General features: G+C 73.4%; 24 protein-coding genes and 1 pseudogene. 9 read left to right on the forward strand and 16 right to left on the reverse strand.

Translation table 11 applies throughout. The features are described from left to right. Positions 1–173 precede the first annotated feature (173 nt). Positions 174–824, forward strand: a complete 651-nt coding sequence (locus ACZ6ZT_RS18475) for a PhzF family phenazine biosynthesis protein (protein WP_469720257.1) — start codon at positions 174–176, stop codon at positions 822–824. A gap of 27 nt (positions 825–851) precedes the next feature. Here ACZ6ZT_RS18475 and ACZ6ZT_RS18480 read toward each other — a convergent pair whose 3' ends face one another. Together ACZ6ZT_RS18480 and map are read right to left on the reverse strand one after the other, a co-directional pair. Continuing rightward, positions 852–1,499 (reverse strand): biliverdin-producing heme oxygenase, encoded by a 648-nt coding sequence (locus tag ACZ6ZT_RS18480; RefSeq protein ID WP_469720259.1) that lies wholly within the window; start codon positions 1,497–1,499, stop codon positions 852–854. 141 nt (positions 1,500–1,640) lie between these two features. Then, the gene (gene map, locus ACZ6ZT_RS18485; RefSeq protein WP_469720261.1) at positions 1,641–2,498 is read right to left on the reverse strand and encodes a type I methionyl aminopeptidase; all 858 of its coding nucleotides are present in this window, start codon (positions 2,496–2,498) and stop codon (positions 1,641–1,643) included. 58 nt (positions 2,499–2,556) lie between these two features. Between map and ACZ6ZT_RS18490 the strand changes: the two genes are divergently transcribed. Beyond that, positions 2,557–2,793 carry a hypothetical protein gene (locus ACZ6ZT_RS18490; RefSeq protein ID WP_469720263.1) on the forward strand — a complete coding sequence of 79 codons (237 nt, stop codon included), beginning with the start codon at positions 2,557–2,559 and terminating at the stop codon, positions 2,791–2,793. Positions 2,794–2,812: 19 nt separating this feature from the next. On the opposite strand, the gene ACZ6ZT_RS18495 is transcribed toward ACZ6ZT_RS18490, so the two are convergent. Next, on the reverse strand, positions 2,813–3,424 hold the full coding sequence (locus ACZ6ZT_RS18495; protein WP_469720264.1) for a hypothetical protein: 612 nt from the start codon (positions 3,422–3,424) through the stop codon (positions 2,813–2,815). A 106-nt stretch (positions 3,425–3,530) separates the two neighbouring features. On the opposite strand from ACZ6ZT_RS18495, the gene npdG reads away from it, so the two are divergent. Then, positions 3,531–4,235 carry an NADPH-dependent F420 reductase gene (npdG, locus tag ACZ6ZT_RS18500; protein WP_469720266.1) on the forward strand — a complete coding sequence of 235 codons (705 nt, stop codon included), beginning with the start codon at positions 3,531–3,533 and terminating at the stop codon, positions 4,233–4,235. A gap of 36 nt (positions 4,236–4,271) precedes the next feature. Here npdG and ACZ6ZT_RS18505 read toward each other — a convergent pair whose 3' ends face one another. Further along, positions 4,272–6,374: a TerD family protein gene (locus ACZ6ZT_RS18505; RefSeq protein ID WP_469720267.1), complete on the reverse strand. Its 2,103-nt coding sequence runs from the start codon at positions 6,372–6,374 to the stop codon at positions 4,272–4,274. A gap of 206 nt (positions 6,375–6,580) precedes the next feature. On the opposite strand from ACZ6ZT_RS18505, the gene ACZ6ZT_RS18510 reads away from it, so the two are divergent. Next, entirely contained in the window at positions 6,581–6,763 is a 183-nt protein-coding gene (locus ACZ6ZT_RS18510) for a hypothetical protein (RefSeq protein WP_469720269.1), read from the forward strand. A 29-nt stretch (positions 6,764–6,792) separates the two neighbouring features. Here ACZ6ZT_RS18510 and ACZ6ZT_RS18515 read toward each other — a convergent pair whose 3' ends face one another. After that, a complete protein-coding gene (locus ACZ6ZT_RS18515) occupies positions 6,793–7,605 on the reverse strand; it encodes a site-2 protease family protein (RefSeq protein ID WP_469720270.1) in 813 nt (270 codons plus the stop codon). Between the two features lie 61 nt (positions 7,606–7,666). Here ACZ6ZT_RS18515 and ACZ6ZT_RS18520 point away from each other — a divergent pair, with 61 nt between their 5' ends. Then, a complete protein-coding gene (locus tag ACZ6ZT_RS18520; protein WP_469720271.1) occupies positions 7,667–11,641 on the forward strand; it encodes an AfsR/SARP family transcriptional regulator in 3,975 nt (1,324 codons plus the stop codon). 65 nt (positions 11,642–11,706) lie between these two features. On the opposite strand, the gene ACZ6ZT_RS18525 is transcribed toward ACZ6ZT_RS18520, so the two are convergent. The 3 genes from ACZ6ZT_RS18525 to panB form a co-directional block, all read right to left on the reverse strand. After that, positions 11,707–12,567 (reverse strand): ABC transporter permease, encoded by an 861-nt coding sequence (locus ACZ6ZT_RS18525; RefSeq protein ID WP_469720274.1) that lies wholly within the window; start codon positions 12,565–12,567, stop codon positions 11,707–11,709. Continuing rightward, a complete protein-coding gene (locus ACZ6ZT_RS18530; protein ID WP_469720275.1) occupies positions 12,564–13,601 on the reverse strand; it encodes an ATP-binding cassette domain-containing protein in 1,038 nt (345 codons plus the stop codon). The genes ACZ6ZT_RS18525 and ACZ6ZT_RS18530 overlap by 4 nt, the downstream gene beginning before the upstream one ends. 122 nt (positions 13,602–13,723) lie before the next feature. Further along, entirely contained in the window at positions 13,724–14,584 is an 861-nt protein-coding gene (gene panB / locus ACZ6ZT_RS18535; RefSeq protein ID WP_469720278.1) for a 3-methyl-2-oxobutanoate hydroxymethyltransferase, read from the reverse strand. 384 nt (positions 14,585–14,968) lie between these two features. On the opposite strand from panB, the gene ACZ6ZT_RS18540 reads away from it, so the two are divergent. Further along, positions 14,969–15,919 carry an endonuclease/exonuclease/phosphatase family protein gene (locus ACZ6ZT_RS18540; RefSeq protein WP_469720663.1) on the forward strand — a complete coding sequence of 317 codons (951 nt, stop codon included), beginning with the start codon at positions 14,969–14,971 and terminating at the stop codon, positions 15,917–15,919. Between the two features lie 86 nt (positions 15,920–16,005). Here ACZ6ZT_RS18540 and ACZ6ZT_RS18545 read toward each other — a convergent pair whose 3' ends face one another. Then, entirely contained in the window at positions 16,006–17,760 is a 1,755-nt protein-coding gene (locus ACZ6ZT_RS18545) for an NAD+ synthase (protein WP_469720281.1), read from the reverse strand. A gap of 100 nt (positions 17,761–17,860) precedes the next feature. Continuing rightward, entirely contained in the window at positions 17,861–19,351 is a 1,491-nt protein-coding gene (locus ACZ6ZT_RS18550; protein ID WP_469720283.1) for a DUF4190 domain-containing protein, read from the reverse strand. Between the two features lie 261 nt (positions 19,352–19,612). Here ACZ6ZT_RS18550 and ACZ6ZT_RS18555 point away from each other — a divergent pair, with 261 nt between their 5' ends. Both ACZ6ZT_RS18555 and ACZ6ZT_RS18560 read left to right on the forward strand, forming a co-directional pair. Next, entirely contained in the window at positions 19,613–20,308 is a 696-nt protein-coding gene (locus tag ACZ6ZT_RS18555) for a DUF998 domain-containing protein (RefSeq protein ID WP_469720285.1), read from the forward strand. After that, positions 20,305–21,198, forward strand: a complete 894-nt coding sequence (locus ACZ6ZT_RS18560) for an alpha/beta fold hydrolase (protein ID WP_469720288.1) — start codon at positions 20,305–20,307, stop codon at positions 21,196–21,198. The genes ACZ6ZT_RS18555 and ACZ6ZT_RS18560 overlap by 4 nt, the downstream gene beginning before the upstream one ends. 6 nt (positions 21,199–21,204) lie before the next feature. On the opposite strand, the gene ACZ6ZT_RS18565 is transcribed toward ACZ6ZT_RS18560, so the two are convergent. Further along, on the reverse strand, positions 21,205–21,894 hold the full coding sequence (locus ACZ6ZT_RS18565) for a DUF305 domain-containing protein (RefSeq protein WP_469720291.1): 690 nt from the start codon (positions 21,892–21,894) through the stop codon (positions 21,205–21,207). Further along, entirely contained in the window at positions 21,891–22,541 is a 651-nt protein-coding gene (locus ACZ6ZT_RS18570; RefSeq protein ID WP_469720293.1) for a DUF3105 domain-containing protein, read from the reverse strand. The genes ACZ6ZT_RS18565 and ACZ6ZT_RS18570 overlap by 4 nt, the downstream gene beginning before the upstream one ends. Before the next feature lie 319 nt (positions 22,542–22,860). Between ACZ6ZT_RS18570 and ACZ6ZT_RS18575 the strand changes: the two genes are divergently transcribed. Continuing rightward, the gene (locus ACZ6ZT_RS18575; protein WP_469720294.1) at positions 22,861–24,222 is read left to right on the forward strand and encodes a glutamine synthetase family protein; all 1,362 of its coding nucleotides are present in this window, start codon (positions 22,861–22,863) and stop codon (positions 24,220–24,222) included. 83 nt (positions 24,223–24,305) lie between these two features. On the opposite strand, the pseudogene ACZ6ZT_RS18580 reads toward ACZ6ZT_RS18575, so the two are convergent. The 4 genes and pseudogenes from ACZ6ZT_RS18580 to ACZ6ZT_RS18595 form a co-directional block, all read right to left on the reverse strand. Then, positions 24,306–24,847: pseudogene (locus tag ACZ6ZT_RS18580) on the reverse strand (site-specific integrase); the annotation flags it as partial. An 86-nt stretch (positions 24,848–24,933) separates the two neighbouring features. Continuing rightward, positions 24,934–25,206 carry an HDIG domain-containing metalloprotein gene (locus ACZ6ZT_RS18585; RefSeq protein ID WP_469720664.1) on the reverse strand — a complete coding sequence of 91 codons (273 nt, stop codon included), beginning with the start codon at positions 25,204–25,206 and terminating at the stop codon, positions 24,934–24,936. 73 nt (positions 25,207–25,279) lie between these two features. Continuing rightward, on the reverse strand, positions 25,280–25,531 hold the full coding sequence (locus ACZ6ZT_RS18590) for a GntR family transcriptional regulator (protein WP_469720296.1): 252 nt from the start codon (positions 25,529–25,531) through the stop codon (positions 25,280–25,282). Continuing rightward, entirely contained in the window at positions 25,474–25,908 is a 435-nt protein-coding gene (locus tag ACZ6ZT_RS18595; protein ID WP_469720297.1) for a GntR family transcriptional regulator, read from the reverse strand. The genes ACZ6ZT_RS18590 and ACZ6ZT_RS18595 overlap by 58 nt, the downstream gene beginning before the upstream one ends. Between the last annotated feature and the right edge of the window lie 80 nt (positions 25,909–25,988).

A 25,988-nucleotide genomic window follows, 5' to 3' on the forward strand; every position in this document is an offset into this window, starting at 1 on the left:
CGGACCTAACTTAACCGAGGCTTACCTCAGCAATACCCACCCGGCCAGTGATTCAGCTCTCACGTTCCGGGCCCGGACACGAGGCCGTCACGACGCCCCCATGGGCAGCCCAAGCCAGGGTCAAGCGCTGGTCAAGCCGCGTGCCCGCGACCGGCCCGTGCTTGAATGCGCGCGTGAACGATCTCGATGTCCTCAGGGTCTTCTGCGCGGGCGACGGCCGCTTCGGCAACCTGCTCGGAGTCGTCCGCGACGGCCGGACCTGCCCGGATGACGCGGACCGGCAGGCCCTCGCCGCCGAACTGGGGTACAGCGAAACGGTGTTCGTCGACGACCCCGAGCGCGGGGTCGTCGACATCCGCACGCCCGGCACCCGGATGTCCTTCGCGGGGCACCCGCTCGTCGGCGTCGCCTGGCTGCTCGACATCGAGGAGCTCCAGCCGCCCGCCGGGTCCGTATGGGCCCGCTGCGACGGGGAGTTCACCTGGATCACGGCCCGCCCCGAGTGGGTGACCGGCAAGCGCGCCGAGCAGTACGCGAGCGCCGCCGAGGTCGAGGCGCTGCCCGCCCCGCCGCCGGGCGAGGGCTGGCTGTACGCGTGGGCCTGGGAGGACGAGGCCGCCGGCCGGATCCGCGCCCGGGGCTTCCCGCGCCGCCCGGACGGGGCCGTCACCGAGGACGAGGCCACCGGCTCGGCCGCGATCCTGCTGACGGCCCAGCTGAACCGCGCCCTCAACATCACCCAGGGCGCCGGCTCGCAGCTCCTCACCGCCCCGGGTCCCGACGGCACCGTCGAGGTCGGCGGCCGGGTCCGCTTCGCCTCGTAAGACCACTCCGCGCGAAACGCGGCCGCCCTACGCGCTGAGCGGGAACGCCTCGCCCAGCTCGCGGAAGACCGCGCCGTTGAAGTCGAAGGCGCGCTTGCACTCGTCGATGATGCGCTGCTTCTCCAGGTCGTCCGCCGCGATCGCGTCGAGCAGCTCGCGGTAGTCCCGCTTGAAGGCGGCCGGGTTGGAGATGTCCGCGAAGACGTAGAACCGCACCCCGTCGCCCTTGCGCGCGAAGCCCCAGGTGCGCTCCGCCTTGTCCCGGATGATCTGGCCGCCGGAGAGGTCGCCGAGGTAGCGGGTGTAGTGGTGGGCGACGTACCCGCCCGGCCAGGAGGCCGCGCACTCGGCCACCCGGGCGGCGTACGCCGCGGTCGCGGGCAGCGCCACGGCCGACTCCCGCCAGTCGGGGCCGGTCAGGTGGGCGAGGTCCCGCTCGATCTCCGCGACGCGCATCAGCTCGGGCCGGATGAACGGCCCCGCGACGGGGTCGTCGCGCAGCGCGTCGGCCGCGTCCTCCAGCGCCCGGTACACGAACCACAGCTGCTCGGTGTAGCGGGTGTACGCGTCGATTCCGAGCCGGCCGCCGAGCAGGTCGCTCATGAAGGTGGAGGTCTCGGCCTCGGTGTGCTGCTCGTGCGAGGCGACACGGATGGCCGTGGAGAAGGCGTCCAAGACGGACCTCCGGGGAAGAGGAAAACGGGCGTGGCGGCGCGGCGCCGCCACGACCCGATACTCCTGCCGGGGCGGGCCCGAGTCAATGTGTTCCCGACGTCCTGTCGGTAAAACGCGGGTGCCCGCCGCCGCCCGGTCCCGCTAGGGGAGGGTCAGGATCTCCGCCCCCGTGTCGGTCACCACCAGCGTGTGCTCGAACTGCGCGGTGCGCTTGCGGTCCTTGGTGACGACCGTCCAGCCGTCCTCCCACATGTCGTACTCGTGGGTGCCCAGCGTCAGCATCGGCTCGATCGTGAAGGTCATGCCCGGCTCGATGACGGTGGTGGCGTGCGGGCTGTCGTAGTGCGGGACGATCAGCCCGGAGTGGAACGAGCTGTTGATGCCGTGCCCCGTGAAGTCCCGGACGACGCCGTAGCCGAAGCGCTTCGCGTACGACTCGATGACCCGGCCGATCACATTGATCTGCCGGCCCGGCTTGACCGCCTTGATCGCCCGGTTCAGCGCCTCGCGGGTGCGCTCCACGAGCAGCCGCGACTCCTCGTCCACCTCGCCGCACAGGTACGTGGCGTTGTTGTCGCCGTGCACCCCGCCGATGTACGCGGTCACGTCGAGGTTCACGATGTCGCCGTCCCTGAGGACGGTCGAGTCGGGGATCCCGTGGCAGATGACCTCGTTGAGCGAGGAACACAGGGACTTGGGGAAGCCCCGGTACCCCAGCGTCGACGGGTAGGCACCGTGGTCGCACATGTACTCGTGCGCGATCCGGTCCAGCTCGTCGGTGGTCACCCCCGGGACGATGTGCTTGGCGGCCTCCTCCATCGCCTGGGCGGCGATGCGGCCGGCGATGCGCATCGCCTCGATGGTCTCGGCCGACTGCACCTCCGGTCCGGTGTACGGCGTGGGCATGGGCTTGCCCACGTACTCGGGCCGGCGGATGTTTCCGGGAACGGAACGGACGGGAGAGAGCTCGCCTGGTACGAGCAGCGACTGGCCAGACATGCAAGCGAGTGTATCCAGCGGGTATGGGGCAGCATGGCGACAGAGGAAGGAGCCGACGATGGCCCTGTTCAAGAAGCGACAGGTGGGCAAGCCGGGCGAGTGGTACTACTGCCTGGTTCACAAGAAGGTCGAAGAGGGTCCGGACTGTCCGGCCAAGGACCGTTTCGGCCCCTACGACACGCCCGCCGAGGCGAGCCGCGCCATGGAGACGGCGCAGGAGCGCAACCTCGAATGGCAGAACGACCCCCACTGGAACGACAAGGCCCGCGAGGAAGAAGAGGGCACGGCCCCCTAGGCCCGGCCTCGCGCCGCCGTCACCAGCGGCTGGGCGGCGGCGCGGTCAGCTGGTCGGCCAGCCGCGCCAGCCGGTCCCGCAAGCGCCGCGGCGCCCGCTGGGCCGGCAGGCCGTTCTCCCCGGCCGCCGCGCTGACCAGGTGCTGCACCGTGTCCAGGTCCAGCTCGGCGGTGGCGGCGGGCACCGACAGCGCCTCGTGCGCCAGCGTGCCGAGATCCGGGTCCCCGCCGTCCAGGGACAGTACGGTCGCCCCCGCGCGCCGGGCATCGTGCACCCGCTCCAGCAGTCCGCCGCCCGGCCGCTCCGGCGCCACCACCAGCAGCGTGTGCCCGCGCCGGGCCGCCGCCAGCCGGCTCAGCCCGACCGACAGGTGCGGGGGCCCGCCCGGCCGCACCCGGTGGCGCACCAGCGTCGGCGCCAGCTCCGGCAGCCCCGACCAGGCGGCCTCGTCCACCAGGTGCGCCGCCAGGTGCCAGGGCTCGTACTGTTCGGTCCCCACCAGCAGCAGCCGCCCGGCGCCGGGGGAGGGCACCACCGACCGGCGCAGCGCCCCGGCGAACCTCCGCGCCTCACCCGGCCAGTGCGTCCCGGCGAGCACCTCGCGCAGCAGCGCCACCCTCACGGCGTCCATGGCCGCATCCTGCCGCACCGGGGGCGCCCCCGGGGGCCCGATCGGCGGCGTCACCCGTCCGGCTCATTCCTTCGACCGTCAGGTGCGCGGCAGTACTCTCGCCCCCATGACTTCCTCAGACAGCACGCAGAAGCCGCCCGCCAAGGACCCCTGGGACCTCCCGGACGTCTCCGGCCTGGTCGTCGGCGTCCTCGGCGGCACCGGCGACCAGGGCCGCGGCCTCGCCTACCGGCTCGCCCGGGCCGGCCAGAAGGTGATCATCGGCTCCCGCGCCGCCGACCGCGCGCGGACCGCCGCCGACGAGCTGGGCCTCGGCGTCGAGGGCGCGGACAACGCCGAGTGCGCCCGCCGCAGCGACATCGTGATCATCGCCGTGCCCTGGGAAGGCCACGCCAAGACCCTCGAAGCGCTGCGCGCGGACCTCGCCGGCAAGCTCGTCGTCGACTGCGTCAACCCGCTCGGCTTCGACAAGCAGGGCGCCTACGCCCTCCACGTCGAGGAGGGCAGCGCCGCCCAGCAGGCCGCCGCGCTGCTCCCGGACTCCCGCGTCACCGCCGCCTTCCACCACCTCTCCGCCGTCCTCCTCCAGGACGAGGGCGTCGAGGAGATCGACACCGACGTGATGGTCCTCGGTGAGTCCCGCGCCGACACCGACCTCGTCCAGGCGCTCGCGGCCCGCATCCGCGGCATGCGCGGCGTCTTCGCGGGCCGCCTGCGCAACGCCCACCAGGTCGAGGCCATGGTCGCCAACCTGATCTCCACGAACCGCCGCTACAAGGCCCACGCCGGCCTCCGCCTCACCGACGTCTGATCCCGACGGGGGCCCCGGCGCGGGGCCCCCACCCGGTCAGCCCCGCCGGGCGCCGTTCGCGCGCGGGCGGTCGGCGGCGCCCAAGTGCGCGACCACCCCGTGGTAGAAGCGCTCCACGGCGTCGTCCACGCTGCGGATGAACCCCGACTCGGCGCTGCCCCGCGTGTTGCCCATCCCCTTGACCAGGGTCAGCCGGAACCCGGTGAGCTGCGCACCGTCCTTGGGCAGCAGGTCGCCCGGCTCCGGCCGCAGCCGCTCCAGCGTCCCGCGCGGCCCGTTCGTCCCCTCGACGAGGCTCTCCACGTGCAGGTCGGCGGGCGCCTCGGCCAGCAGCCGCAGCAGTCGCTTCGCCGTGGACAGGGGGTAGGAGCCCGCGGGCGCCGGGATCTCCACCGAGGTGCGGACCTTCGCCGTCCGCAGGTCGGCCGTCACCGCTATCACCCGGCTCGTCCCGTCGATCCGCAGCTCCGCCACCAGCTTGCCGTCCGCGCACAGCGCCTCGCCCGCGGCCGCCCGCCGCTCCAGGGGATCGCTGGCCCGCCGCGCCCGCTGCACCGGCAGCGCCTTCTGCCCCAGCTCTCCGCCCAGGCGAAGGCACACCTGCCGGATGAGCCGCTCCCAGCTCTCCACCACCTCCACGGCACGCGGATCACCGGCGCACAGGGTCTCGTCCTCGATGCCCTTGCGTACGGGGACCCAGGCGGGCCCCATGTTCTGGAAGCCGTGGCAGCCGGAGTTTTCGTGCTGGAGGTACTCCAGGAGCTCCTGGAGCAGCCAGGCGTGGGCGGCGTTGGCGACCCCCTCGTGGCGGATCAGCATCTGCGCCTGGTGGGCCACCTCCGCCCACGACAGGTGCCACAGGCTCACCTTGTGCCGGCGTCGACCGTCGATCTTGACCTCGACCATCGGGACGCCTTCGAGGGCCACGTCATTGGAAAGGGTGATCACGGCTTCGTAGCCGCGCCGGGTGGCGATGTCCACGTACTCCTGGACCTGCTCGGCCCGCAGCGCGTTGCCGTTCGTCTTCGTCTCGACCAGGGCCGTCCACAGCTTGCCCGCCCGGTCGATCCGGATCACACCGTCCGGGCGCCGCGGGCTCTCGCCGTGGGGCAGCGACACCTCGGTGAAGGTCTGCATCCGCCCCGAGGGCGCGCCGAACCCCGCCGTGAGACGACGGCCCAGTTCCGGAACCTGTGCCATGACCGACAGCAGGACGGAGGTCGAGCGGACCTCGCGTTCCTTGTCGCTCTTCAGGGAGGGGACCGGGAAGAGCCGCGCCGGGCGCCAGGAGTCGTTCTCGGCGAGGGACTTCCCGGGCACCTTGGGGAGGGTGACCTTCTTCCTGGTCGTACGGGGACCTCTGGCGCGGCCCTGCGCCGGTACGACGGGCTCCGCCGGCCCGGCCTCCGGGGCGGGTCCACCGCCCTGCCCGGCGACGGCCGCGGGGGCGGATTCCGGATCCCCGCCCGGGGCCGAGCCCCCGCCGCCCAGGGTCTTCACGGTCGCGTCGGTCCCCCCGGCTCCCGGAACCCCCTCGGCTCCGAGGGGCCCTTCCGTCCCCGGAGTCCCCTCGGCGCCCTCGGCCTCCTCGCCGTCCTCCAGCACCACGATGCCGAAGTCGGTCGCGAGCCCGGCGAGCCCGGTCTCGTACCCCTGGCCCACGGCGCGGAACTTCCACTCCTCGCCGCGCCGGTAGAGCTCCCCGAAGATGAACGCGGTCTCCACCCCCGCGTCCTCGATCGAGAACCCGACCAGCGGCACCCCGGAGCGGTCCGCGACCGTCATCCGCAGGTCGTCCAGGTCCCCGAACCGCGCGCCGTCGTACTGACTGGCCGCCACCACGATCCGGGCCACGCCCGCCGGGACCGCCGTCAGGTCGAGCCCGATGCGGTCCTCGTCACCGTTCTCCGTCGGCGTCTTGCCCAGCAGCTGCACGCTGCCGTCGTCGGCGGCCGGGTGGTTGTAGAAGTAGAAGTCGTTCTCGTCCCGGACCTTGCCGTTCTCGTCCAGCAGCAGGACGGAGACGTCCGCGTCACCGGCGCCCGAGGCGCTGGTCCAGCTCAGGCTCACGACGACCGCGCCCGCGTCCTCGCTCAGCGCGGTCAGGCTGACGTTCGCGCCCTTCCCGATTTCCCGCATCTTCGTTCCCCCCCCATGTGCCGGCCGTCGTACGCAGCGGCGGCCGGGGTCTTCGTGCTCTCGCCCGACGTGTACGGCGAGCCCCGGACGAACCGTAACCGGACGCGATGCCCGGAATCAGGCGAAGGCGGAAAAGGCCGCCCTCGGGGATGGGGGACACTGGAGGGGCTCGACCCCCGTCCCGTGTCGCCGAGGAGCTGTGCCCGATGCCCCGCCTTGCCGTGTTCGCCGTTGTCGTCTGCGTCCTCGCCGTGGCCGCCGCCGTGGTCGCCTTCGTGGAGGGCAGCTTCCTCGGCATCGTCTGGGTGCTGCTGGCCGGCCTGACGTCCAACATGGCCTGGTTCTACGTGCGCAAGGCCCGCGCCGAGAAGCAGCGGACCGCGGGCTAGGCCGCCCGGAGCGGCCCGGGCGGCGCGGGTCAGTTGCCGGAGAGGGCGCAGTAGCCGTCCGAGTCCTGCCAGAAGCGGTACAGGTCGTGGCCGCAGTACGTCTCCAGGTCGGAGACGCCCAGCCCGCTGAGGACGCCGTCCACCACGCCGAAGAAGAACGCGTTCACCGCCGGGATCCACAGCAGCGCGAACACCCCGATCAGGGCGAAGGGCGCCAGCGGTGCCAGCTCGCGCCGGACCCGGTGCGAGAGCCAGGGCTCGATCACCCCGTAGCCGTCCAGACCCGGGACCGGCAGGAAGTTCAGGATCGCCGCCGACACCTGGAGCAGCGCCAGGAACGCGAGCGCGAAGCGGAAGCCGAGGGGGACCCCGTCGAGGGCGTCCAGCCAGAACGGCGCCGTGCAGACCACCGCGAAGACGACGTTGGTCAGCGGGCCCGCCGCCGAGACCAGGCTGTGCTTCCAGCGTCCGTGGATCCGCTCCCGCTCGATGTACACCGCCCCGCCGGGCAGGCCCAGACCGCCCAGGATCACGAAGACCACCGGCAGCACGATGCTGAGCAGCGCGTGCGTGTACTTCAGCGGGTTCAGGGTCAGGTAGCCCTTCGCGCCGACCGTGTGATCGCCGCCGTGCAGGGCGGTGCGGGCGTGCGCGTACTCGTGCAGACAGAGGGAGACGACCCACGCCGAGGTGACGAACAGGAACACCGCCAGCCCCGGGCTGGAGGCGTAATCGGTCCACACCGCCCAGCCGGTGACCGCCATGACGGCGACGATGCCGAGGAATACGGAGCTGACCCGCCGCTCGCCGCGGCTGCCGTGGTGGTGACCCAGATGACCCATGCGGCGAAACCTATCCCGGTGCCCGTTCGGGCCGGGGCGCGGGGGCGGCGACAATGGGCCGGTGCGGTACGCGATCCTCGGCACCACCCAGGCCAGCCGCGACGACGGGAGCCCCGTCGCCGTCGGCGGCGCCCGCCTGCGCGCGCTGTTGACCGCCCTCGCCCTGCGGCCCGGGCGGGCGGTGCCGGCCGGACTGCTCGTCGCCGAGGTCTGGGACGCGGACCCGCCCGCCGAGGCGGTGCCCGCGCTCCAGGCGCTGGTGGGGCGGCTGCGCCGGGCGCTGGGGCACCCGGCCCTGCGCTCCGTCGAGGGCGGCTACCTGCTGGTGGCGGAGCGGGAGGACGTGGACGCGTACCGCTTCGAGCGCCTCGTCCGGGACGCCTCCCGCACGGCGGACCCGGCCCGGGCGGCAGCCCTGTACGACGAGGCCCTCGCGCTGTGGCGGGGCCCGGCGCTGGTCTCCCTGCCGGAGGCGGGCGCGGAGTCCGCCCGCTGGGAAGCCGTACGGATGGACGCGCGCCGGGGCCGGCTGGGCGCGGCCCTGGCCCTGGGCGAAGCGGAACAGGCCCTGCCGGAGCTGGCCGAACTGTGCGCGCGCCGGCCCCTGGACGAGCCCTTGCAGGTGCTGCGGATCCAGGCCCTGCGTGCGGTCGGCCGCCCGGCGGAGGCGCTGGCCGCTTACGAAGCCGTCCGCCGCGACCTGGCAGCCCGCCTGGGCACCACCCCGGGCCCCCACCTCCGCACCCTCCACACGGAACTCCTCACCCCGCCGCCGCCCCCGGCCACAGCCGGCTCGACGCCCCCGGCGGCCCCCACGCCCGACCCCTGGCCCCCGACGACCCCCGGCCCGGCGGCGCTGCCCTCCGCCCCGACGCCCCCGTCCCTGGCCGGTCCCGGCTCGACGTCCCTGCCCCCGACCGATCCCGGCTCGACACCCCCGGCCGCCCCGGGTCCGGCTGCGGCGCCCTCCGCCCCGGCGGCCCCCGGCTCGATGCCCCCACCTCCGGGCGCGCCCGGCTCGACGCTCCCGGCGGCAGCCACGTCCGCTTCGACGCCCTTGGCCGCCCCCGCGCCCGGTCCGACGCCTCCGGGCGCAGCCGTGTCCGGGGATCCGGGCATCTCGGCCGCGCCGGCTTCCGGCCCGGCGGGTCCTGATCCGGTCGCCCCCGCCCCAGCCCCGGCCCCTGCCCCGGGGGCGCCGAGCGCGGCCCTCCGTGCGGTGGGTTCCGGTGCTGTGGTGCCCGGGGAGTTCCCGGATCCGGCGGCTCTGGGTCCGGATCCGGCGGCCTCGGGTCCGGGCCCGGTTTCCGTCGCTACGGGTTCGGGGGTTGCGGCCCCGGCGGCCGGTGCTGCGGCGCTTTCGATGCCGCCGCGCCCCGGTCCCGCGGCCCCGGCTTCGCCCGCCGCGGAGTTCGGGGCCGGCGGTCCGGCGGGATCGGGGTATCCGGGCGGGGCGTCGGTGTCGGTGTCGGGGCATGCCGATGGGCCCGGGAACCTTCGGGTGCGGTTGACCTCCTTCGTGGGGCGGGACGAGGACATCCGGGTGCTCGGGGAGGACCTCGCGCGGGCGCGGCTCGTCACGCTGCTCGGGCCCGGCGGGGCCGGGAAGACGCGGCTGTCCCAGGAGGCGGCCGAGCGGCACGCCGCCGGGCGCGACGCCTGGCCCGACGGGGTGTGGCTCGTCGAGCTGGCGCCCGTGGACGACCCCGAGGACGTCGCCGAAGCGACCCTCGCCGCACTCGGCGCCCGCGAGACGAAGCTGCGCGGCGCCGCCTCCGAGGAACTGCGCGCCCTCACCGAGCGCCCCGGCGAGACCCCGCTCGCCCGGCTCGCCGAACACTGCGCCCGCCGCCGGCTCCTGCTGCTCCTCGACAACTGCGAGCACGTCGTCGGCGCCGCCGCCGAACTCGCCGAACGCCTCCTCACCCACTGCCCCGGCGTGCAGATCCTGGCCACCAGCCGCGAACCCCTGGGCGTGCCGGGCGAGTTCGTACGTCCCGTGGACCCGCTGCCCGACGCCGTCGCGCTCCGGCTCCTCGACGACCGCGGGGCCGCCGCCCGCCCCGGGTTCAGCGTCAGCGCCGACCCGGGCGCCGCCGTGGAGATCTGCCGCCGTCTGGACGGTCTGCCGCTCGCCATCGAGCTGGCCGCCGCCCGGCTGCGGCTGCTCACCCCGCGTCAGATCGCCGACCGGCTGGACGACCGCTTCCGTCTCCTGACCGGCGGCGCCCGTACCGTTCTGCCCCGTCAGCAGACCCTGCGGGCCGTGGTCGACTGGTCCTGGGACCTCCTCGACACCGCCGAACGGGCCGTCCTCGCCCGGCTGTCCGTCTTCGCCGGCGGCTGCGACCTGGCCGCCGCCGAAGCCGTCTGCGCCGAGCCGCGACCGGGCGCCCCCCTCGACGTCGCCGACGTCACCGATGTCACCGACGTCATCGGGTCCCTCGTCGACAAGTCCCTCGTCGTCGCCGAGCCCGATGACACCACGGGCGGCATGCGCTACCGGCTCCTCGAAACCGTCGCCGAGTACGCCACCGAACGGCTCACCGGCACCGACCGCACCGCCACCGAGCGGCGCCACCTCGTCCACTACCGCGAACTCGCCCGCACCGCCGAACCCCTGCTCCGCGGCCACGGCCAGCGCGCCGCCGTCACCCTGCTCACCACCGAGTACGAGAACCTCCGTACCGCCCTGCGCCGCGCGGCCGCCGCCCACGAGGCCGACGAGGTGCTGTGCCTCGTCCACTCCCTCGTCTGGTACTGGTTCATGCACGACCTGCGCGGCGAGTCCCGGCACTGGGCCGACGTCGCCGCCGCCCTCGGCCCCGACCCCTTCGCCCCGCCCGCCGCCCCCGCCCTCCCCGTCCACGAGCGCCTCGTGGACTCACCCCCGCCCTACGCCGGGGAACTGCGCACCGAGGCCTGGCGCGGCATCCGGATGGTCCGCCTCGCCTCCCGCGACCAGGGCGGTGACAGCTGGCACACCCCCGAGGTCCGCGCCCAGGTCGACGCCGTCCTCTCCGTCTACCGGCCGGGCCTCCCGCAGACCTGCCGGCCCCCGGCCGGCCTCTGGATCTACGCCGTGATGATCGCCGGGCCGCCCGGCGCGCTCGTACGCGTCCTGGACGAGACCGTGGCCACCTCCCGCGCCCTCGGCTACGACTGGGAACTGGCCTCCGCGCTCCAGCTGCGCGCCAACGTCCTCGCCAACCGCGCCGAGCACGGCGGCGACGCCACCCGCGACGCCGACGAGAGCCACGCCCTCTTCCGCGCCCTCGGCGACGACTGGGGCTGCGCCGAGGCGCTGTCCGCGCGCGCCGAGGCCCGGGAGAAGACCGGCTCGTACGCCCTGGCCACCCGGGACTACCGCGCGGCGATCGAGCACGCCGAACGCCTCGGCGCCAAGGCCCAGGTGACGGTGCTGCGGGTACGGATGGCCGGCACCCTCGCCGAGACCGGCCACGCCGCCGAGGCGGAGGACATCCTCACCGAGGTCATCGCCACCGGCGGCGGCCACGACACCGAAGCCGGGCCCGCCGCCCGGCTCTTCCTCGCGGGCATCCTCGGCCGCACCGGCCGCATCCCCGAGGCCCGGGCCCAGCTCCGCTCGCTGGACGCGGAGTTCGCCTCCGGCGCCTACGCGGCCTTCGACGTCTTCAAGCTGGCCACGACGGCCTGGCTCGACAACCAGGAGGGCCGGTACGCGCAGGCGCTGACCGCCGTCCGCGACGCGCTGCCGGTCGCCCACGACCCGCTCGCGCTGATGGTCGCCCCGCAGTTGCCCGCCGTGTTCCTGCTGACGGCCGCCGTCGCCCTCGCCGCACCCGGCGGCCCCGGCCGGGCGGAGGACGGCGCCCGGCTGCTCGGCGCCCACCACGCCCACCTGCCGGCCGCGCACGTCCCGGTCACCACCGAACGCGAGGACGCCGCCCGTGCCGAGGAGCTGGCACGGGCGGCGCTGGGCGACGCCGGGTACGAGGCCGCGTACGCCGAAGGCGGTGGCCTCACCCTGGAGGAGGCCACCGCCCTCATCTGATCCGGCACCGTCCCCCGGCCGGGGCCCGTCCGGGACGCGATCCGAACGGACCGGCCGGCCCCGGGTCAGGTCTTCTGGCGGAACTTGCGGACGGCCAGCGGCATCGTGACGGCCGTCAGACCCACCGACCAGGCCAGCGTGATCCACGCGGAGTTCCCCAGCGGGGTGTCGTTGATCAGGGCGCGGGCCGCGTCGGCCAGGTTCGACAGCGGGTTGACGTCGGTGAAGCTCTGCAGCCAGCCCGGCATCGTCGTCGGCGGGGCGAAGATCGAGCTGCCGAACTGCAGCGGCATCAGGACCAGCATCGCCATGCCCTGGACCGCCTGGGCGGTCTTCAGGGTGAGGCCCAGCAGGATGAAGATCCACATCAGCGAGGCGCCGAAGACGGCCGACAGCCCGATGGCGAGGAACAGGTCCAGCACCGAGGACTTGATGGACAGCCCGAGCAGGAAGCCCATGCCGAGCAGGATCGCGATGGCGACCATCATCCGGCCCAGCTCGACGACGATCTTCGCGATGAGCACCGAGGAACGGGCGATCGGCATGGACCGGAAGCGGTCCATCACGCCCTTCTTGAAGTCGTCGTTGACGCCGGTGCCGACGCCCATCGCGATGTTCATGCCCATCATCGCCATCAGGCCCGGGACGACGTAGTTGACGTACTCGCCCTGGTTGCCCTTGCCGGAGATCGCGCCGCCGAAGACGAACACGAACAGCAGCGTGAAGATGATCGGCATGAACAGGACGTCGAACATCGACTCCGGGTCCTGCTTGATCTGGAGCATGTTGCGGCGCGCCAGCGCGCTGATGTGGCGGAGGTTGCCCCGCAGGCCGATCCGGCCCTCCGCGGCCGGCCGCGGGCCGGGCGCGGGGGCCGTGGCCGGGGCCGGGGCCGTGGGCTTCGTCGTGGTTACGGTGCCGCTCATGCCGCGACCTCCTCGGTCTGCTCGCTCTGCTCGGTCTGCTCGGTGGAAAGGGTGTCCTCGGCGGTGGGCTTCTGGCCGGTGATGGACAGGAACACCTCGTCGAGGCTGGGCAGGTACGTGCCGATGTCGGCGATCCCGTACCCGCGGGCGGCCAGCAGGCCGACGACCGCCGTCAGCTGCTCGTCCGCCAGGATCGGCACCAGCAGCGCCCCCTCGTCCGGGACGGCCTGGGAACCGGCCACGCCGTCCAGCCCGGTCTCCGCGAGGGCGCGCGCCATGCCCGGCAGATCGGCCGGATCGGTGGGCCGGATCCGCAGGGTGCGGCCGCCCACGCGCGCCTTCAGCTCGTCCACCTTGCCGTTGGCGATGACCTTGCCGCGGTCGATGACCGTCAGCTCGCTCGCGAGCTGCTCGGCCTCCTCCATGTACTGGGTGGTGAGCAGCACGGTGGCCCCCTCGGCGACCATCCGCTGCACCTCGTCCCACACCTCGTTGCGGGTACGGGGGTCCAGACCGGTGGTCGGCTCGTCCAGGTACAGCACGGCCGGGCGGCCGATCATCGAGGCGGCCAGGTCGAGCCGGCGGCGCATGCCGCCGGAGTAGTTCATCACGGCCTTCTTCGCGGCCTCGGTCAGGGAGAACCGCTCCAGCAGCTCGTCGGCGCGGGACCGGGCGTCCTTGCGGGACAGGTCCAGCAGCCGGCCGATCATGTAGAGGTTCTCGCGGCCGGAGAGCTTCTCGTCCACCGAGGCGTACTGGCCGGTCAGCCCGATGGTGCGGCGCAGCTGCCGGGGCTGGCGGACCACGTCGTAGCCCGCGACCACGGCGGTGCCGGCGTCGGGGACGATCAGGGTGGACAGGCAGCGCACCAGGGTGGTCTTGCCGGCGCCGTTGGGGCCGAGGACACCGAGGACGGTGCCCTCGCGCACGTCCAGGTCGACCCCGTCGAGGGCCTTGGTCTGGCCGTAGTGCTTGACCAGCCCCCGTACCTCCACGGCGTGGGGGTTCTTGTCGTTTCGCGTCATGTCCGCCATGGGACCATCCGCCACTGACAATTCCCCTACAGCCGACCGACAGCCGGCCGACATCCCGGGGCAGGGCTGTCGGCCGGCTGTCGGCGGACCGGACTGGCGGGCCAGATTGGCGGACTAGCGGACTAGTGGAAGGCGTGCTCCGCCTGCGGGAACGTTCCGCCGACCACGTCCTCGGCGAAGGCCCGCGCCGCGTCACCCATCGTCGCGCGGAGGTTCGCGTACTGCTTGACGAACTTCGGCATCTTCCCGCCGGTCAGACCCATCATGTCGGTCCACACCAGCACCTGCGCGTCGCACTCCGACCCCGCGCCGATGCCGACCGTCGGGATGTGCAGCGACCGGGTGACCTCGGCGGCCAGCTCGGCCGGGACCAGCTCCAGCACCACCGCGAAGGCACCCGCGTCCTGCGCGGCCTTCGCGTCGCGCAGCAGCCGGTGCGCGTCCTCGTCGCTGCGGCCCTGCACCCGGTAGCCCATGGCGTTCACGGACTGCGGGGTCAGGCCCAGGTGGGACATGACCGGGATGCCGGACTGCACGATCAGCTCGGTCTGGGCCAGCGAGCGCTCGCCCCCCTCCAGCTTGACCGCCCCGACCCCGGCCTCCTTGACCAGCCGGGTCGCGCTGCGCAGCGCCTGTACGGCGCCTTCCTGGTACGAGCCGAACGGCAGGTCGCCGACGATCAGGGCCCGGCTGGTGCCCCGTACGACGGCCGCCGACAGCAGGGTCATCTCGTCCATCGTCACGGGGACGGTGGTCTCGTAGCCGAGGTGGCAATTGCCCATGGAGTCACCGACGAGCATGACCGGGATGCCGGCCTCGTCGAACACCGACGCCGTCATGGCGTCGTAGGCGGTGAGCATGGGCCACTTCTCGCCGCGCTCCTTGGCGAGCGCGAGGTCGCGGACGGTGATGCGCCGGGTGCCCGAGCCTCCGTACAGCGTGGTGGAGGCGGCTTCGCGGGCAGGCGAAACGGCGTGCGTCATTGCAACTGCTCCTAGTGTCATCTCGAAGCGCCCTTACGGCGTCCCCGGACTCACCCACCATGGTGGCACCCTCCCGGCCGTCGGCGGAAGTGGGCCGCTCCCGCCGCGCCGACCCGTACGCCACACTCCCGGCCCGGCTCCGGGCGCGGCCGGGCCAATGTGCGCGTTTCGTGACAAGCGGAACCCAAGTCGCACGGCCGTTCGTCCTCCGGGAAGTAGGGCCGCGAGGACGGCACGGAAGGCTCCGCACATCGCCTAGGGTCAAGGGGCGGGGACGGAGCGCGAGCACGGCAGCGAGGACATGGCATGGCACAGGCGTACATGACGGAGACGGGGAACGGCGGCTCCGAGCCCGGCTCCTCCGGATCCGGCTTCCGCCGCCGCATGGCCGCATTGCGGCGGGACCCGGGCATCTGGCGGCGCGGCATCGTGACCGCCGTACTGGCCGCGCTGGTGTCACTGGTCATGATCTTCCACGCGGAGCTGCCCAACGACATCGGCAACCTCGGCAGCCTCACCGAGACCTTCCTGCCCTGGCTGGGCCTGGCCGTGCCGCTGCTGCTGGTCGCCGCCGTGGTCCGCAAGTCCGCCACCGCGATGATCGCGATACTGCTGACCTCCGCGGTGTGGGTGAACCTCTTCGGCGGACTGATCACCGACAAGTCCGCGAGCGGCGGCAACCTCATGGTCGCCGCCCACAACGTCGACGCCGACAACCCCGACCCGCGCGGCACCGCCGAGTCCGTCGCCAAGTCCGGGGCCGACGTGCTCGCCCTGACCGAGCTCACCGGCGACGCCGTCCCCGTCTACGAGAAGGCCCTGGCGGGCACGTACAAGTACCACGCGGTCGAGGGCACCGTCGGCGTGTGGAGCAAGTACCCGCTGACCTCCAGCAAGCCCGTCGACATCCGCCTCGGCTGGACCCGCGCCATGCGCACCACCGCCGCGACCCCCTTCGGCGAGGTCGGGGTGTACGTGGCCCACCTGCCCTCGGTCCGGGTCAAGCTCAACGCCGGGTTCACGGCCAACCAGCGCGACAACAGCGCCGACGCGCTGGGCGCAGCCCTGGCCAACGACGGCCTGAAGAAGGTCGTGCTGCTCGGCGACCTCAACGGCACCATGAACGACCGCGCCCTCTCGGAGGTCACCTCCCAGATGCGCTCCACCCAGGGCGCGGCGGGCCACGGCTTCGGCTTCAGCTGGCCCGCGCAGTTCCCGATGGCCCGGATCGACCAGATCATGGTCCGCGGGATCAAGCCGGAAGCCTCCTGGACCCTGGCGCGCACGGGCAGCGACCACCTGCCGGTGGCGGCCCGGCTGACGGTCCGGCCGTAGGACGCCACGGAAGACGGTCCGCCCGTAGGACACGACGAAGGGGCCCGGCTGCTCGTGGGAGCGGCCGGGCCCCTTCGTACGCGCGGTCACGTCCGCTCGCGCCAGCCGTTGGTGATGGGCAGCCGGCGGTCCTTGCCGAAGCCCTTCGCGGAGATCTTGGTGCCCGGCGGGTACTGGCGCCGCTTGTACTCGGCGACGTCCACCATCCGGAGGGTCTTCGCGACCAGCTCGGCGTCGAAACCGGCCGCCACGATCGCCTCCATCCCCTGGTCGCGGTCCACGTACAGCTCCAGGATCGCGTCGAGCACCGGGTAGTCCGGCAGCGAGTCCGTGTCGACCTGCCCCGGGCGCAGTTCGGCGCTCGGCGGCTTCACGATCGAGTTCTCCGGGATCGGCGGGATCTCGCCGCGCTCCTCGGCGGCCCGGTTGCGGTAGCGGGCGAGCCGGAAGACGTCCGACTTGTAGACGTCCTTGATCGGGCCGTACGCGCCGACCGAGTCCCCGTAGAGGGTGGAGTAGCCGACGGCCAGCTCGGACTTGTTGCCCGGGGCCAGCACGATGTGGCCCTCCTGGTTGGACAGCGCCATCAGCAGCGTGCCGCGCAGCCGGGACTGGAGGTTCTCCTCGGCGAGGCCGTCGAGCACCACCGCACCCATGTACGCGGCGAACATCGGCTCGATCGAGACGGTACGGAAGTTCAGGCCGGTCCGTTCGGCCAGGTCGGCCGCGTCGCCCTTGGAGTGGTCCGAGGAGTACTTCGAGGGCATGGACAGGCCGTACACGTTCTGCGCGCCGACCGCGTCGCAGGCGATGGCTGCGACGAGCGCGGAGTCGATGCCGCCGGACAGCCCGATCAGGACGGAGTGGAAGCCGTTCTTCCTGACGTACGCGCGCAGGCCCACGACGAGGGCGTCGTAGACCTCCTCGTCGTCGTCCAGGGGCTCCGCGCAGCCGCCCGGCACCACCGGCTCGTAGCGGGCGAGCGGCTCCTCGGAGAGGATCACCCGGTCGATGCGCAGGCCGTCGTCGACGGTGCCCTCCGGGGCGTCGGCGCGGGCCGCCGGGAGGTCCAGGTCCACCAGGACGCAGCCCTCGGAGAACTGCGGGGCGCGGGCGACGACCTCGCCGGAGGCGTCGACGACGATGGAGTCGCCGTCGAAGACCAGCTCGTCCTGGCCGCCGATCATCGCGAGGTAGGCGAGGGTGCAGCCGGCCTCCCGGGCCCGCCGGCGCACCAGTTCCAGCCGGACGTCGTCCTTGTTGCGCTCGTAGGGGGAGGCGTTGACCGAGATCAGCAGCCCGGCGCCGGCGGAGCGGGTGGCGGGGACGCGGCCACCGTCCTGCCAGAGGTCCTCGCAGATGGCCAGGGCGACGTCGACGCCGTGCACCCGGATCACGGGCTGGGTCTGGCCCGGCACGAAGTAGCGGAATTCGTCGAAGACCCCGTAGTTGGGAAGGTGGTGCTTGGCGAAGCGGAGCACCACCTCGCCTCGGTGCAGGACGGCGGCCGCGTTCTCGGGGGAGCCCGCGGGGCGGCCGAGGCGGGGCGTGGCCTCCTCGCTGCGGTCGAGGTAGCCGAGGACGACGGGCAGTTCGCCGAGGCCCCCGTCCGCGAGGCGCCGCGCGAGGTCGCGGAGGGCGGTGCGGGAGGCCTCGACGAAGGAGCCGCGCAGGGCGAGGTCCTCGACGGGGTACCCCGTCAGCACCATCTCCGGGAACACCGCGAGGTGGGCGCCCTGCTCGGCCGAGTGCCGGGTCCAGTGGAGGACGGAGTCGGCGTTGGCGGCGATGTCGCCGACGTGCGAGTCGATCTGATTCAGAGCCAGACGTAGTTGAGGCACGGAACCCAGTCTAATCGTCTCTCTGACGCGATGTCCTGGATCCCGTGCCCCGGGTGCGCCGTCGCGGGGCGTCGGCGAGGCGGGGGGCCGGTCGCGGGCTTCAGCCGACGCGGCCGTTGAAGCGCGCGGCGGGCATCAGGATGCCGGGGGACAGCTCGGCGCTGATGTCGTGGGTGTCCTCGGGGACCTCGTAGGCGGCGAAGCCGGTGGCGGACGCGCCGGGGTCGATCGTGCCCTCGATGCGCTTCGGCATCCGGCCGTCGAAGACCAGCTTGCCCTCGACGCCCTTGTCGTCGCGGACGCTGGGCATGGCGTAGATGACCTTGTGCGGCTCGGACGTGCCGTTGGTGATGGTGAAGGAGATCTGCACGGCGTGGCCGACGTGGAGGTACGGGTTGGACGAGACGTACTCCTTCGGGGCGGTGAGGGTCACCTTGATCCCGTCGGGATACGTGTACGTCTGGCCGAAGGGCATCGGGCCGGGCGCCGGGGTGGCGCTCGGGGACGGGGAGGGCGTCGGGTCGGGATACGGGTACGGGTCCCAGCCGGGGTCGTCGGCGTCCGCGTCGTAGTCCCCGTCCCCGTCCATCTCCCGGTCCAGGTCGCGGGCGTGGTCGATGACGGCGACGGTCAGCAGGTAGCCGCCGGCGGACACGCCGAGGCTGAGGACACCGAGTACGAGGCCCGCGACGGCCATCGCCCGGCGCGGGGCGCCGGAGCGGGCGCGGACCAGGGCCCCGATGGCCAGACCGATGCCGATGAGCCCGGCCAGGGTCCCGACGGGGAACACGAACGGGACGATGGCGAGCAGGACGGCCGTGAGCGTGAGGACGAGCGCGGCGACGGCGAGCCCGTTGGCGGGCGCCGCCACCGGATACCCGGGATACCCGGCGTACCCGGGCGCCGCCCACCCGTACCCGGGCCCGGCCGCCACACCCCCGACGGGCGCGAAGCCGCCGGGGGCGGGCACCGCGAAGGGGTCACGCGGCGCGGCGGCGGGCGCACCGAAGGCTCCGGGCGCCGCGGCGGGGCCCTGAACCCCGGACCCCACGGCGGCCTCCGGCGCGGGGCCCTTCCCCGGCGAGGTGCCGCCGGCCTGCGCGGAGAGGTCGACGGGGGCCGGGGCCTGGGCGGGAGCGTCGGCGGGGTCGTGAGCGGCGGGCGCCTTGGCCAGGGAGGGCCCGGGAGCCTGTGGGGCGGGCGCCGCCGGGGCCTCGGGCGGGGTCATGCCCTGGGCGTCGGCGGGGTCCTGTGGGGCGGCGCCTTTCACCAGGGAGGGGTCCGGGGTCTGTGCGGCGGGCGCGGCCGGGGCCTCGGCCGGGGTCACGCCCGGGGCGTCGGCGGGGTCCTGTGGGGTCTGGGCCTTGGCCAGGGAGGGCCCGGGGGTCCGTGAGGCGGGCGCGGCCGGGGTTACGTCTGGGGCGTCGGCGGGGTCCTGAGGGGCCCGGCCCTTCGCCGGGGAGGCCCCCGCCGCCCGGGCGGCGGCGTCGGCTGGCGGTGTCGCCGGTTCCGCCGGGGTGGGTGTCATGGGGTGCGGCGGTATGCCCGGTTCCGTGGGCTCGGGTGAGGCGGGGTGCGGGGGTGTGCTCATGCCTGGTGGAGTTCCTCGGAGGTGCGGTGTGCGGCGTAAGGGGCCGGCGTCAGACTGCCACGGGGGCCGCCCGGCTCCAACTGGGATTGCCCGCGCGGCCCGTGGGGACGGACAACGCCGACGGCGGCGACCGCGTCCTCTCCGGTGCGAGACCCGACCGGACGGCCCCGCCGCGTCCGACGCCCCATGCCCGGCGCCCCCCGCCCCGTGCCCGCGTGCCGCGCCCGCGTCCCGCCGCCCCTGTCTAGGATCGGTCGCACTATGCGTACCAACGCCGCGAAGGGCAGTCGGGTCGTCGCCGTTTTCATTGGGCTCGGTGCCGCCGCGTATACCGCGTGGGTGCTGGAGGTGGTGCTCTCCACCGGCCTCAACCCCATCGAGACCTACGTCAGTGAACTCGCCGCCCAGGACCAGCCCCTCGGCGGTCTCTTCCGGGCCACCGACTTCACCGCCGGGCTGTTCGCCTTCCTCGGCGGGCTGCTCGCCCTGCTGCGGCTGGCCCGGCATCCCGAGTCGCGGCGGCCGTGGGCGGTGGCCGGCTGGGCCGGGGTGACCCTCTTCGGCGCCGCGACCGCCGCCGACGCCTGGCTTCCGCTGAGCTGCCGGCCCACCGTGGACCCGGTGTGCGCGGCCCGGGAGACCGCCGGACTGGTCCCGGCCACCCATCAGGCCCACGCCGTCAGCAGCAGCCTCGCCATGACCGGCGCGCTCGCCGGGGTCGTGGCCCTCACCGTCGCCGCCCGCCGCTACGGCTGGTTCGCGCCGCTCGCCCGGTTCGGCCCCGCCCTGGTCGTCCTGGAACTGCTGGCCACCGCCTGGACCCTGACCGCGATCGCCCTGTTCACCGCCGGGCACGGGACCTGGGCGCTCGGCGCCGGCCAGCGGCTCCAGGTGCTGCTCGTGGCGATCTGGCTCGGGGTGCTCGCCCTCTCCGTCCACCGCGAGCACCGCACATGACCGGCCCCGGCGCCGCCCCCGTACCCGGCCGCCTCGTGCGCGTCGACGGGGTGCCGCTGCACGTGGTCGTCGAGGGGCGCGGGCCCGTCGTGGTGCTGAGCGCCGGGCTCGCCATGGCCTGGTTCGACTGGGACCCGGTCGCCGCCCTGCTCGCCGCCCGCGGCCGCACCGTCGTCCGCTTCGACCGCCCCGGGCACGGGCTCAGCGCCCCCGCCACCGCGCCGGCCGGAGCCGCCGACGAGGCCCGCCGGATCGCCGCCCTGCTCGACGCGCTCGGCCTGCCCGGGCCCGTCACCGTCGCCGGGCACTCCCTCGCCGGATTCCACGCCGAAGCCTTCGCCCGCCTGTACCCGGACCGTACGGCGGGGCTCGTACTCGTCGACGCCAGCGTCGAGGAGAGCCCCCGTACCCGGCTCCCGCCGGTCCTCCGTACCGCCGCCGCCCGAGCCCTCGGCCGGGCCGTCACCGCCGCCGGGCTGCCGGCCGCGCTGGGCCCCGCCGCCCGGCGGGCCGCCGTACGCGCCTCCCGGGCCGGCGCCGCCGCCGACCCGGCCGCGCGGGACCTCGTACGCCGCTGCTACCGCACCGGCCGGGTCTGGCGGGGCGCCCTGCTGGAGAACGCCCGCTACGCCGACACCGCCGCCGAGCTGCCCGCCCTGCGCGCCGCCCGCCCGCTGACCGCCCCCGCCACCGTCCTCGCCGCCCACGACGGGGGCACCGGCCGCGCCGGCCGCCGCTGGCTGGCCCGCCAGGCCGGCCTCGCCGATCGGTTGGGCGCCCGCTTCGAGGTGGCCGAACCCGCCGGTCACCTCGTCATGCTGGACCGCCCCGCCCAGGTGGCCCGGGCGATCCTGCACGTCATCCGTGCGGGGCCGCCCCGGGCCGCCTGAGCCACGTCACCCGCGCGGGGCCGCCCCGCGCTGCTTGAGCATGTCCGCCATCAGGGTGATCTCCGACTGCTGCGCCGCGACCATCCCCTGCGCCAGCGCTCGCTCCGCCGGGGTCCGGCACTGCACCGCACAGCCCTCGGCCATGGCCACGCCGCCCTTGTGGTGCTCGGTCATCAGCTGGAGGTACAGCACCTCCGCGTCCCGGCCGCCCGCCGCGCCGAGCCGGCTCAGCTCCTCCTTGGTGGCCATCCCCGGCATCAGCGCCCCCGGCTTGGCGGCGCCGTGCCCGGCGTGCCCCGCGTGCTCGCCGCCGCCCCCCTCGGAGGCGGCCATCCAGGACATCGGCGGCTCGTCGGCCAGCACCTTCGGCAGCCCCCACAGGTCCAGCCAGCCCAGCAGCATGCCGCGCTGGTTGGCCTGGGTGTTGGCGATGTCGTACGCGAGGGCGCGCACCGGCTCGTCCTGGGTGCGGTCGCGCACGATGAAGGACATCTCCACCGCCTGCTGGTGGTGCACGGTCATGTCCCGGGCGAACCCCGCGTCGGGGGAGTAGAGCGCCGGCGCCTTCCCGGCCCCTGCCCCGGCCCCGGACCCCGCCCCGTCCGGGCCGCCGTTGGCGGTGGCCACCGTGGCCCCCACCGCGAAGAGCACGGCCAGCACGACCGCCGCGCCCGCGGCCCAGTACGTACGGGTCACTTGTCGGCCAGCCCGTTGGTGCAGGCGGCGCCCGGCTCGGGGGTCTGCGGGCCCTGTACGTACTTCGTGAAGAACTGCGCCACCCGCGCGTCGTCCGCCTTGTCCACCGTCAGCTGCTTGCCCCACGCGCTGAGCATGATCGCGCCGGCCTGCTCCTTGACCGGGCTCATCAGCGTGTACGGGGTCTTGCCGACCTTCCCGGCGAGCGCCTCGACGTCGGCCGGGGCCGCCTTCTCGTTGTACGTCACCCAGACCGCGCCGTGCTCCAGCGAGTGCACGGCGTTGACCTCGGGGATCGGGTTCTTGTAGACGTCGCCGTCGCAGTTCATCCAGCGGGGGCTGTGGTCGCCGCCGACCGGCGGGGTCATCTCGTACTTCACCGGGGTCTCGACGTGGTTGCGGCCGAGCTTCTTCGGGTCCCAGTCGCGCTCGCCGGTCACCGGGGCCTTGGCGGCGGTCACCGCGTCCTTGTCCTTGCGCTTCTGCTCGATCAGCAGCCACGAGCCGAAGCCGACGAGCCCCGCGACGACGACGGCCGAGATGCCGATCGCGAGGAACTTGTTGCGCCGGTCGCGTGCCTTTTCGGCGCGGCGCATCTCGGCTATGCGGTCCTGACGGGAGCTGTTCCCGGACGTCCTGCTGGCCATGTGCCCTGGTTCCTTCTGCTGGGGGGTGGTCGGGGTGGAGCCGGTGGTGCGCCTGCCACGCCGCGACCGTTACGCCCGCGGCACCTGGGAGGCGTCGAGGGGACGCCCGTGGCCCCCGTTCCGCGTGTGCTTCCAGCCCCCCATGGGCGCAGATGGTAATGCTCATGACGGCCCGGCGGTCAGTGCGGGGGTGTCATCGGCTTTCCGGGGTGCGTAATGTGGCGGAAACCACCGATGGCGATACTGGACGGGCCCGACTGTGCCCCCCGGTGCCCCGGGGCGGTGGTGCACAGATCGTCTGAACTGCGAGGATGAAGGCATGGACAAGCAGCAGGAATTCGTCCTCCGGACGCTCGAAGAACGCGACATCCGCTTCGTGCGCCTGTGGTTCACCGACGTGCTGGGCTTCCTCAAATCCGTCGCGGTCGCCCCCGCCGAGCTGGAGCAGGCCTTCGACGAGGGCATCGGCTTCGACGGCTCCGCGATCGAGGGCTTCGCCCGGGTCTACGAGTCCGACATGATCGCCAAGCCGGACCCGAGCACGTTCCAGATACTGCCGTGGCGCGCCGAGGCGCCCGGGACCGCCCGGATGTTCTGCGACATCCTGATGCCGGACGGCTCGCCGTCCTTCGCGGACCCGCGCTACGTCCTCAAGCGCATCCTCGCCAAGACCTCCGACCTGGGCTTCACCTTCTACACCCACCCGGAGATCGAGTTCTTCCTGCTGAAGGACAAGCCGCTGGACGGCACCCGTCCGGTCCCGGCGGACAACTCCGGGTACTTCGACCACACCCCGCAGAACGTCGGCATGGACTTCCGCCGCCAGGCCATCACCATGCTCGAATCCATGGGCATCTCGGTGGAGTTCAGCCACCACGAGGGCGCCCCCGGCCAGCAGGAGATCGACCTGCGCTACGCCGACGCCCTCTCGACGGCCGACAACGTCATGACGTTCCGCCTGGTGATGAAGCAGGTGGCCCTGGAGCAGGGCGTCCAGGCCACCTTCATGCCGAAGCCGTTCTCGGAGTACCCCGGCTCCGGCATGCACACCCACCTCTCCCTCTTCGAGGGCGACCGCAACGCCTTCTACGAGTCGGGCGCCGAGTACCAGCTCTCGAAGGTCGGCCGCTCCTTCATCGCGGGCCTGCTCAAGCACGCCGCGGAGACGGCCGCCGTCACCAACCAGTGGGTCAACTCCTACAAGCGCATCTGGGGCGGCTCCTCCCGCAGCGCCGGCGCGGGCGGCGAGGCCCCCTCGTACATCTGCTGGGGCCACAACAACCGCTCGGCGCTGATCCGCGTCCCGATGTACAAGCCGGGCAAAACGGGTTCCTCCCGGGTGGAGGTCCGCTCGATCGACTCGGGCGCCAACCCCTACCTCACCTACGCCGTCCTCCTCGCGGCCGGCCTCAAGGGCATCGAGGAGGGCTACGAACTCCCGGCGGGCGCCGACGACGACGTCTGGGCCCTCTCCGACGCGGAACGCCGCGCGATGGGCATCGAACCCCTCCCCCAGAACCTCGGCGAGGCCATCACCCTGATGGAACGCAGCGAACTGGTAGCCGAAACCCTCGGCGAACACGTTTTCGACTTCTTCCTCCGCAACAAGAAGCAGGAGTGGGAGGAGTACCGCAGCGAGGTCACCGCCTTCGAACTCCGCAAGAACCTGCCGGTCCTGTAACCGCAGGTCAGCGGCGGTATCCCGCACGCACGGCACCCCGGGCCGGCGGCACTCAGCCGCCGGCCCGGACCTGTCTCACCCCTTTGGGCCGCCTGTGGGCCGTCGGCCGTCGAATCGGCGGCCCTGTAGACCTCGTCCACGGCCCTCAGCGCCCGCTCGTGGCTGCTCGGCATCAGGTGCGTGTATACCCGGAGTGTGAAGCCGGGGTCGCCGTGCCCGAGGTAGGTGCTCAGCGCCTTGATGTTCTCCCCGGAGTCCAGCAGGACGGACGCAAAAGTGCGGCAATGCGCGCATCCCGTGCTCCCGCGCGGCCTGGTGACGCTCACCCGGCCGCGGCTCCGAGGTGACGCCGGCCTGCACGAGGGCGAACTTCCGGCTTCAGCCAGGGAAGCGTTACGTCCACCGGCGGGAACTCCTCGTGGTGCTCCCACAACACCTGCTCGATGCGGCGGGGGAGTGGCACGTCCCGCTTCTTCTCCCGCTTGGGCGGCCCGAAGACGAGGTGCCCGTTCGCCACCTTCACCTGATTGACCACCCGGAGCCATTCACCGCGGAAGTCGTCCGGCAGGCGGAAGATTTCCCCCTGTCGGAGCGCCAGCCCTCCGCCGACATCCGCCATCGTCCGGCCGGTACCGCTTCTGCCGCGCTGCCCGGACGGCGAAGAGCGGCTCGGGACACCCGGGCCCGCCCTCGGCGCTTGCCCAGAAAGGCCTATACGGGGCAGGACACATCCAAGGCGACGATGCTGCACAACCATGGGTCGCCGCCTACCACGTCCCGCAGGTACCGGGCCCCGTCAATCACGTGTTGATCGGTGTCCACCGCCCGCTCGGCATACCCGACGTCGTGCGCGATGGCCGCGGCTGCCAACAGCTCGGCGTCGGCGCCAAGCGCCGGCGCCGGAGTCAGGGCCTGTTCGTAGACCCGCTGGGAGTGAGGCCCGCCGCCGGGGCAGGTCCTTGGCGAGCAGAGACTCGGTGAGATCGTGGGCCCACTTGGCCAATTGCATGTCCAGCGCCTCCGAGAGAGCCAGAACCGGGAGTTCGAGCTCCGGGCTTCAGGAGGAGGGGTGAACGAACCGCCCCACGCCGTGCCGAGCCTCGACGTGCCCGAAGGTCTTCAGCTCGCGCACCGCGCGGCGCACGGTCCCCCGGGCAACCGCGTACGTCTCGGCGAGCACTGCCTCGCTCGGCAGCCGGGCGCCGACGGCCAGCTCCCCGCTCTGAATCTGCCCCAGCAGGTAATTGGTGATCAGCTCGTACGGCGGAGAGTCGGCTCCCCCGGCCACCGCCCGCCTGACACCAGCCACGGACTTGACGCCGCTGCGTCTTCAAGGGCCCGCAGCGCCCGCCGCACAGTCGTGCGCGCCACGCCGAACTCCCGCCCGATCGCCGCCGCGGGCGGCAATCCGTCGACGTAGTCACCAGCAGCGATCCGCTCGCGCAGCACCTGAAAGATCACCTGATACGTCCCGCGTGGGCTGGGGCTCGGCACGCACTCCTCCTTCAATCGGGGTCGCGCTCCAGCTTCGTACGGTCGGCCGGGAGCGACGAGTGTCCTAGCTGTCGGCTGCCCGGTTGCGGCAGGCAAGCCCCACCATCGGGTTGCCGGAGCAAGCTCTGCAGGGCCCGTTGACTCTTGCTGCGCTTCGCGCGTCAACGCTGGCCTCTCTGTGTGGCGTTCCATCGACCTAATGCCTGCGACGAGTTACGCAAAACTACTCCATGCCCGACCACAGAAACGGATAGCCTGAAGAGGCAAAGAGC

This window comes from Streptomyces sp. NPDC102258, from assembly GCF_055584685.1.

Excerpts from the sequence above, each read along its gene's own strand:
- map (WP_469720261.1), bottom strand. The coding sequence starts at position 2,498 with ATGTCTGGCCAGTCGCTGCTCGTACCAGGCGAGCTCTCTCCCGTCCGT.
- ACZ6ZT_RS18490 (WP_469720263.1), top strand. The coding sequence starts at position 2,557 with ATGGCCCTGTTCAAGAAGCGACAGGTGGGCAAGCCGGGCGAGTGGTAC.
- ACZ6ZT_RS18495 (WP_469720264.1), bottom strand. The coding sequence starts at position 3,424 with ATGGACGCCGTGAGGGTGGCGCTGCTGCGCGAGGTGCTCGCCGGGACG.
- npdG (WP_469720266.1), top strand. The coding sequence starts at position 3,531 with ATGACTTCCTCAGACAGCACGCAGAAGCCGCCCGCCAAGGACCCCTGG.
- ACZ6ZT_RS18505 (WP_469720267.1), bottom strand. The coding sequence starts at position 6,374 with ATGCGGGAAATCGGGAAGGGCGCGAACGTCAGCCTGACCGCGCTGAGC.
- ACZ6ZT_RS18510 (WP_469720269.1), top strand. The coding sequence starts at position 6,581 with ATGCCCCGCCTTGCCGTGTTCGCCGTTGTCGTCTGCGTCCTCGCCGTG.
- ACZ6ZT_RS18515 (WP_469720270.1), bottom strand. The coding sequence starts at position 7,605 with ATGGGTCATCTGGGTCACCACCACGGCAGCCGCGGCGAGCGGCGGGTC.
- ACZ6ZT_RS18525 (WP_469720274.1), bottom strand. The coding sequence starts at position 12,567 with ATGAGCGGCACCGTAACCACGACGAAGCCCACGGCCCCGGCCCCGGCC.
- ACZ6ZT_RS18530 (WP_469720275.1), bottom strand. The coding sequence starts at position 13,601 with ATGGCGGACATGACGCGAAACGACAAGAACCCCCACGCCGTGGAGGTA.
- panB (WP_469720278.1), bottom strand. The coding sequence starts at position 14,584 with ATGACGCACGCCGTTTCGCCTGCCCGCGAAGCCGCCTCCACCACGCTG.
- ACZ6ZT_RS18540 (WP_469720663.1), top strand. The coding sequence starts at position 14,969 with ATGGCCGCATTGCGGCGGGACCCGGGCATCTGGCGGCGCGGCATCGTG.
- ACZ6ZT_RS18550 (WP_469720283.1), bottom strand. The coding sequence starts at position 19,351 with ATGAGCACACCCCCGCACCCCGCCTCACCCGAGCCCACGGAACCGGGC.
- ACZ6ZT_RS18555 (WP_469720285.1), top strand. The coding sequence starts at position 19,613 with ATGCGTACCAACGCCGCGAAGGGCAGTCGGGTCGTCGCCGTTTTCATT.
- ACZ6ZT_RS18560 (WP_469720288.1), top strand. The coding sequence starts at position 20,305 with ATGACCGGCCCCGGCGCCGCCCCCGTACCCGGCCGCCTCGTGCGCGTC.
- ACZ6ZT_RS18570 (WP_469720293.1), bottom strand. The coding sequence starts at position 22,541 with ATGGCCAGCAGGACGTCCGGGAACAGCTCCCGTCAGGACCGCATAGCC.
- ACZ6ZT_RS18575 (WP_469720294.1), top strand. The coding sequence starts at position 22,861 with ATGGACAAGCAGCAGGAATTCGTCCTCCGGACGCTCGAAGAACGCGAC.
- ACZ6ZT_RS18595 (WP_469720297.1), bottom strand. The coding sequence starts at position 25,908 with ATGGAACGCCACACAGAGAGGCCAGCGTTGACGCGCGAAGCGCAGCAA.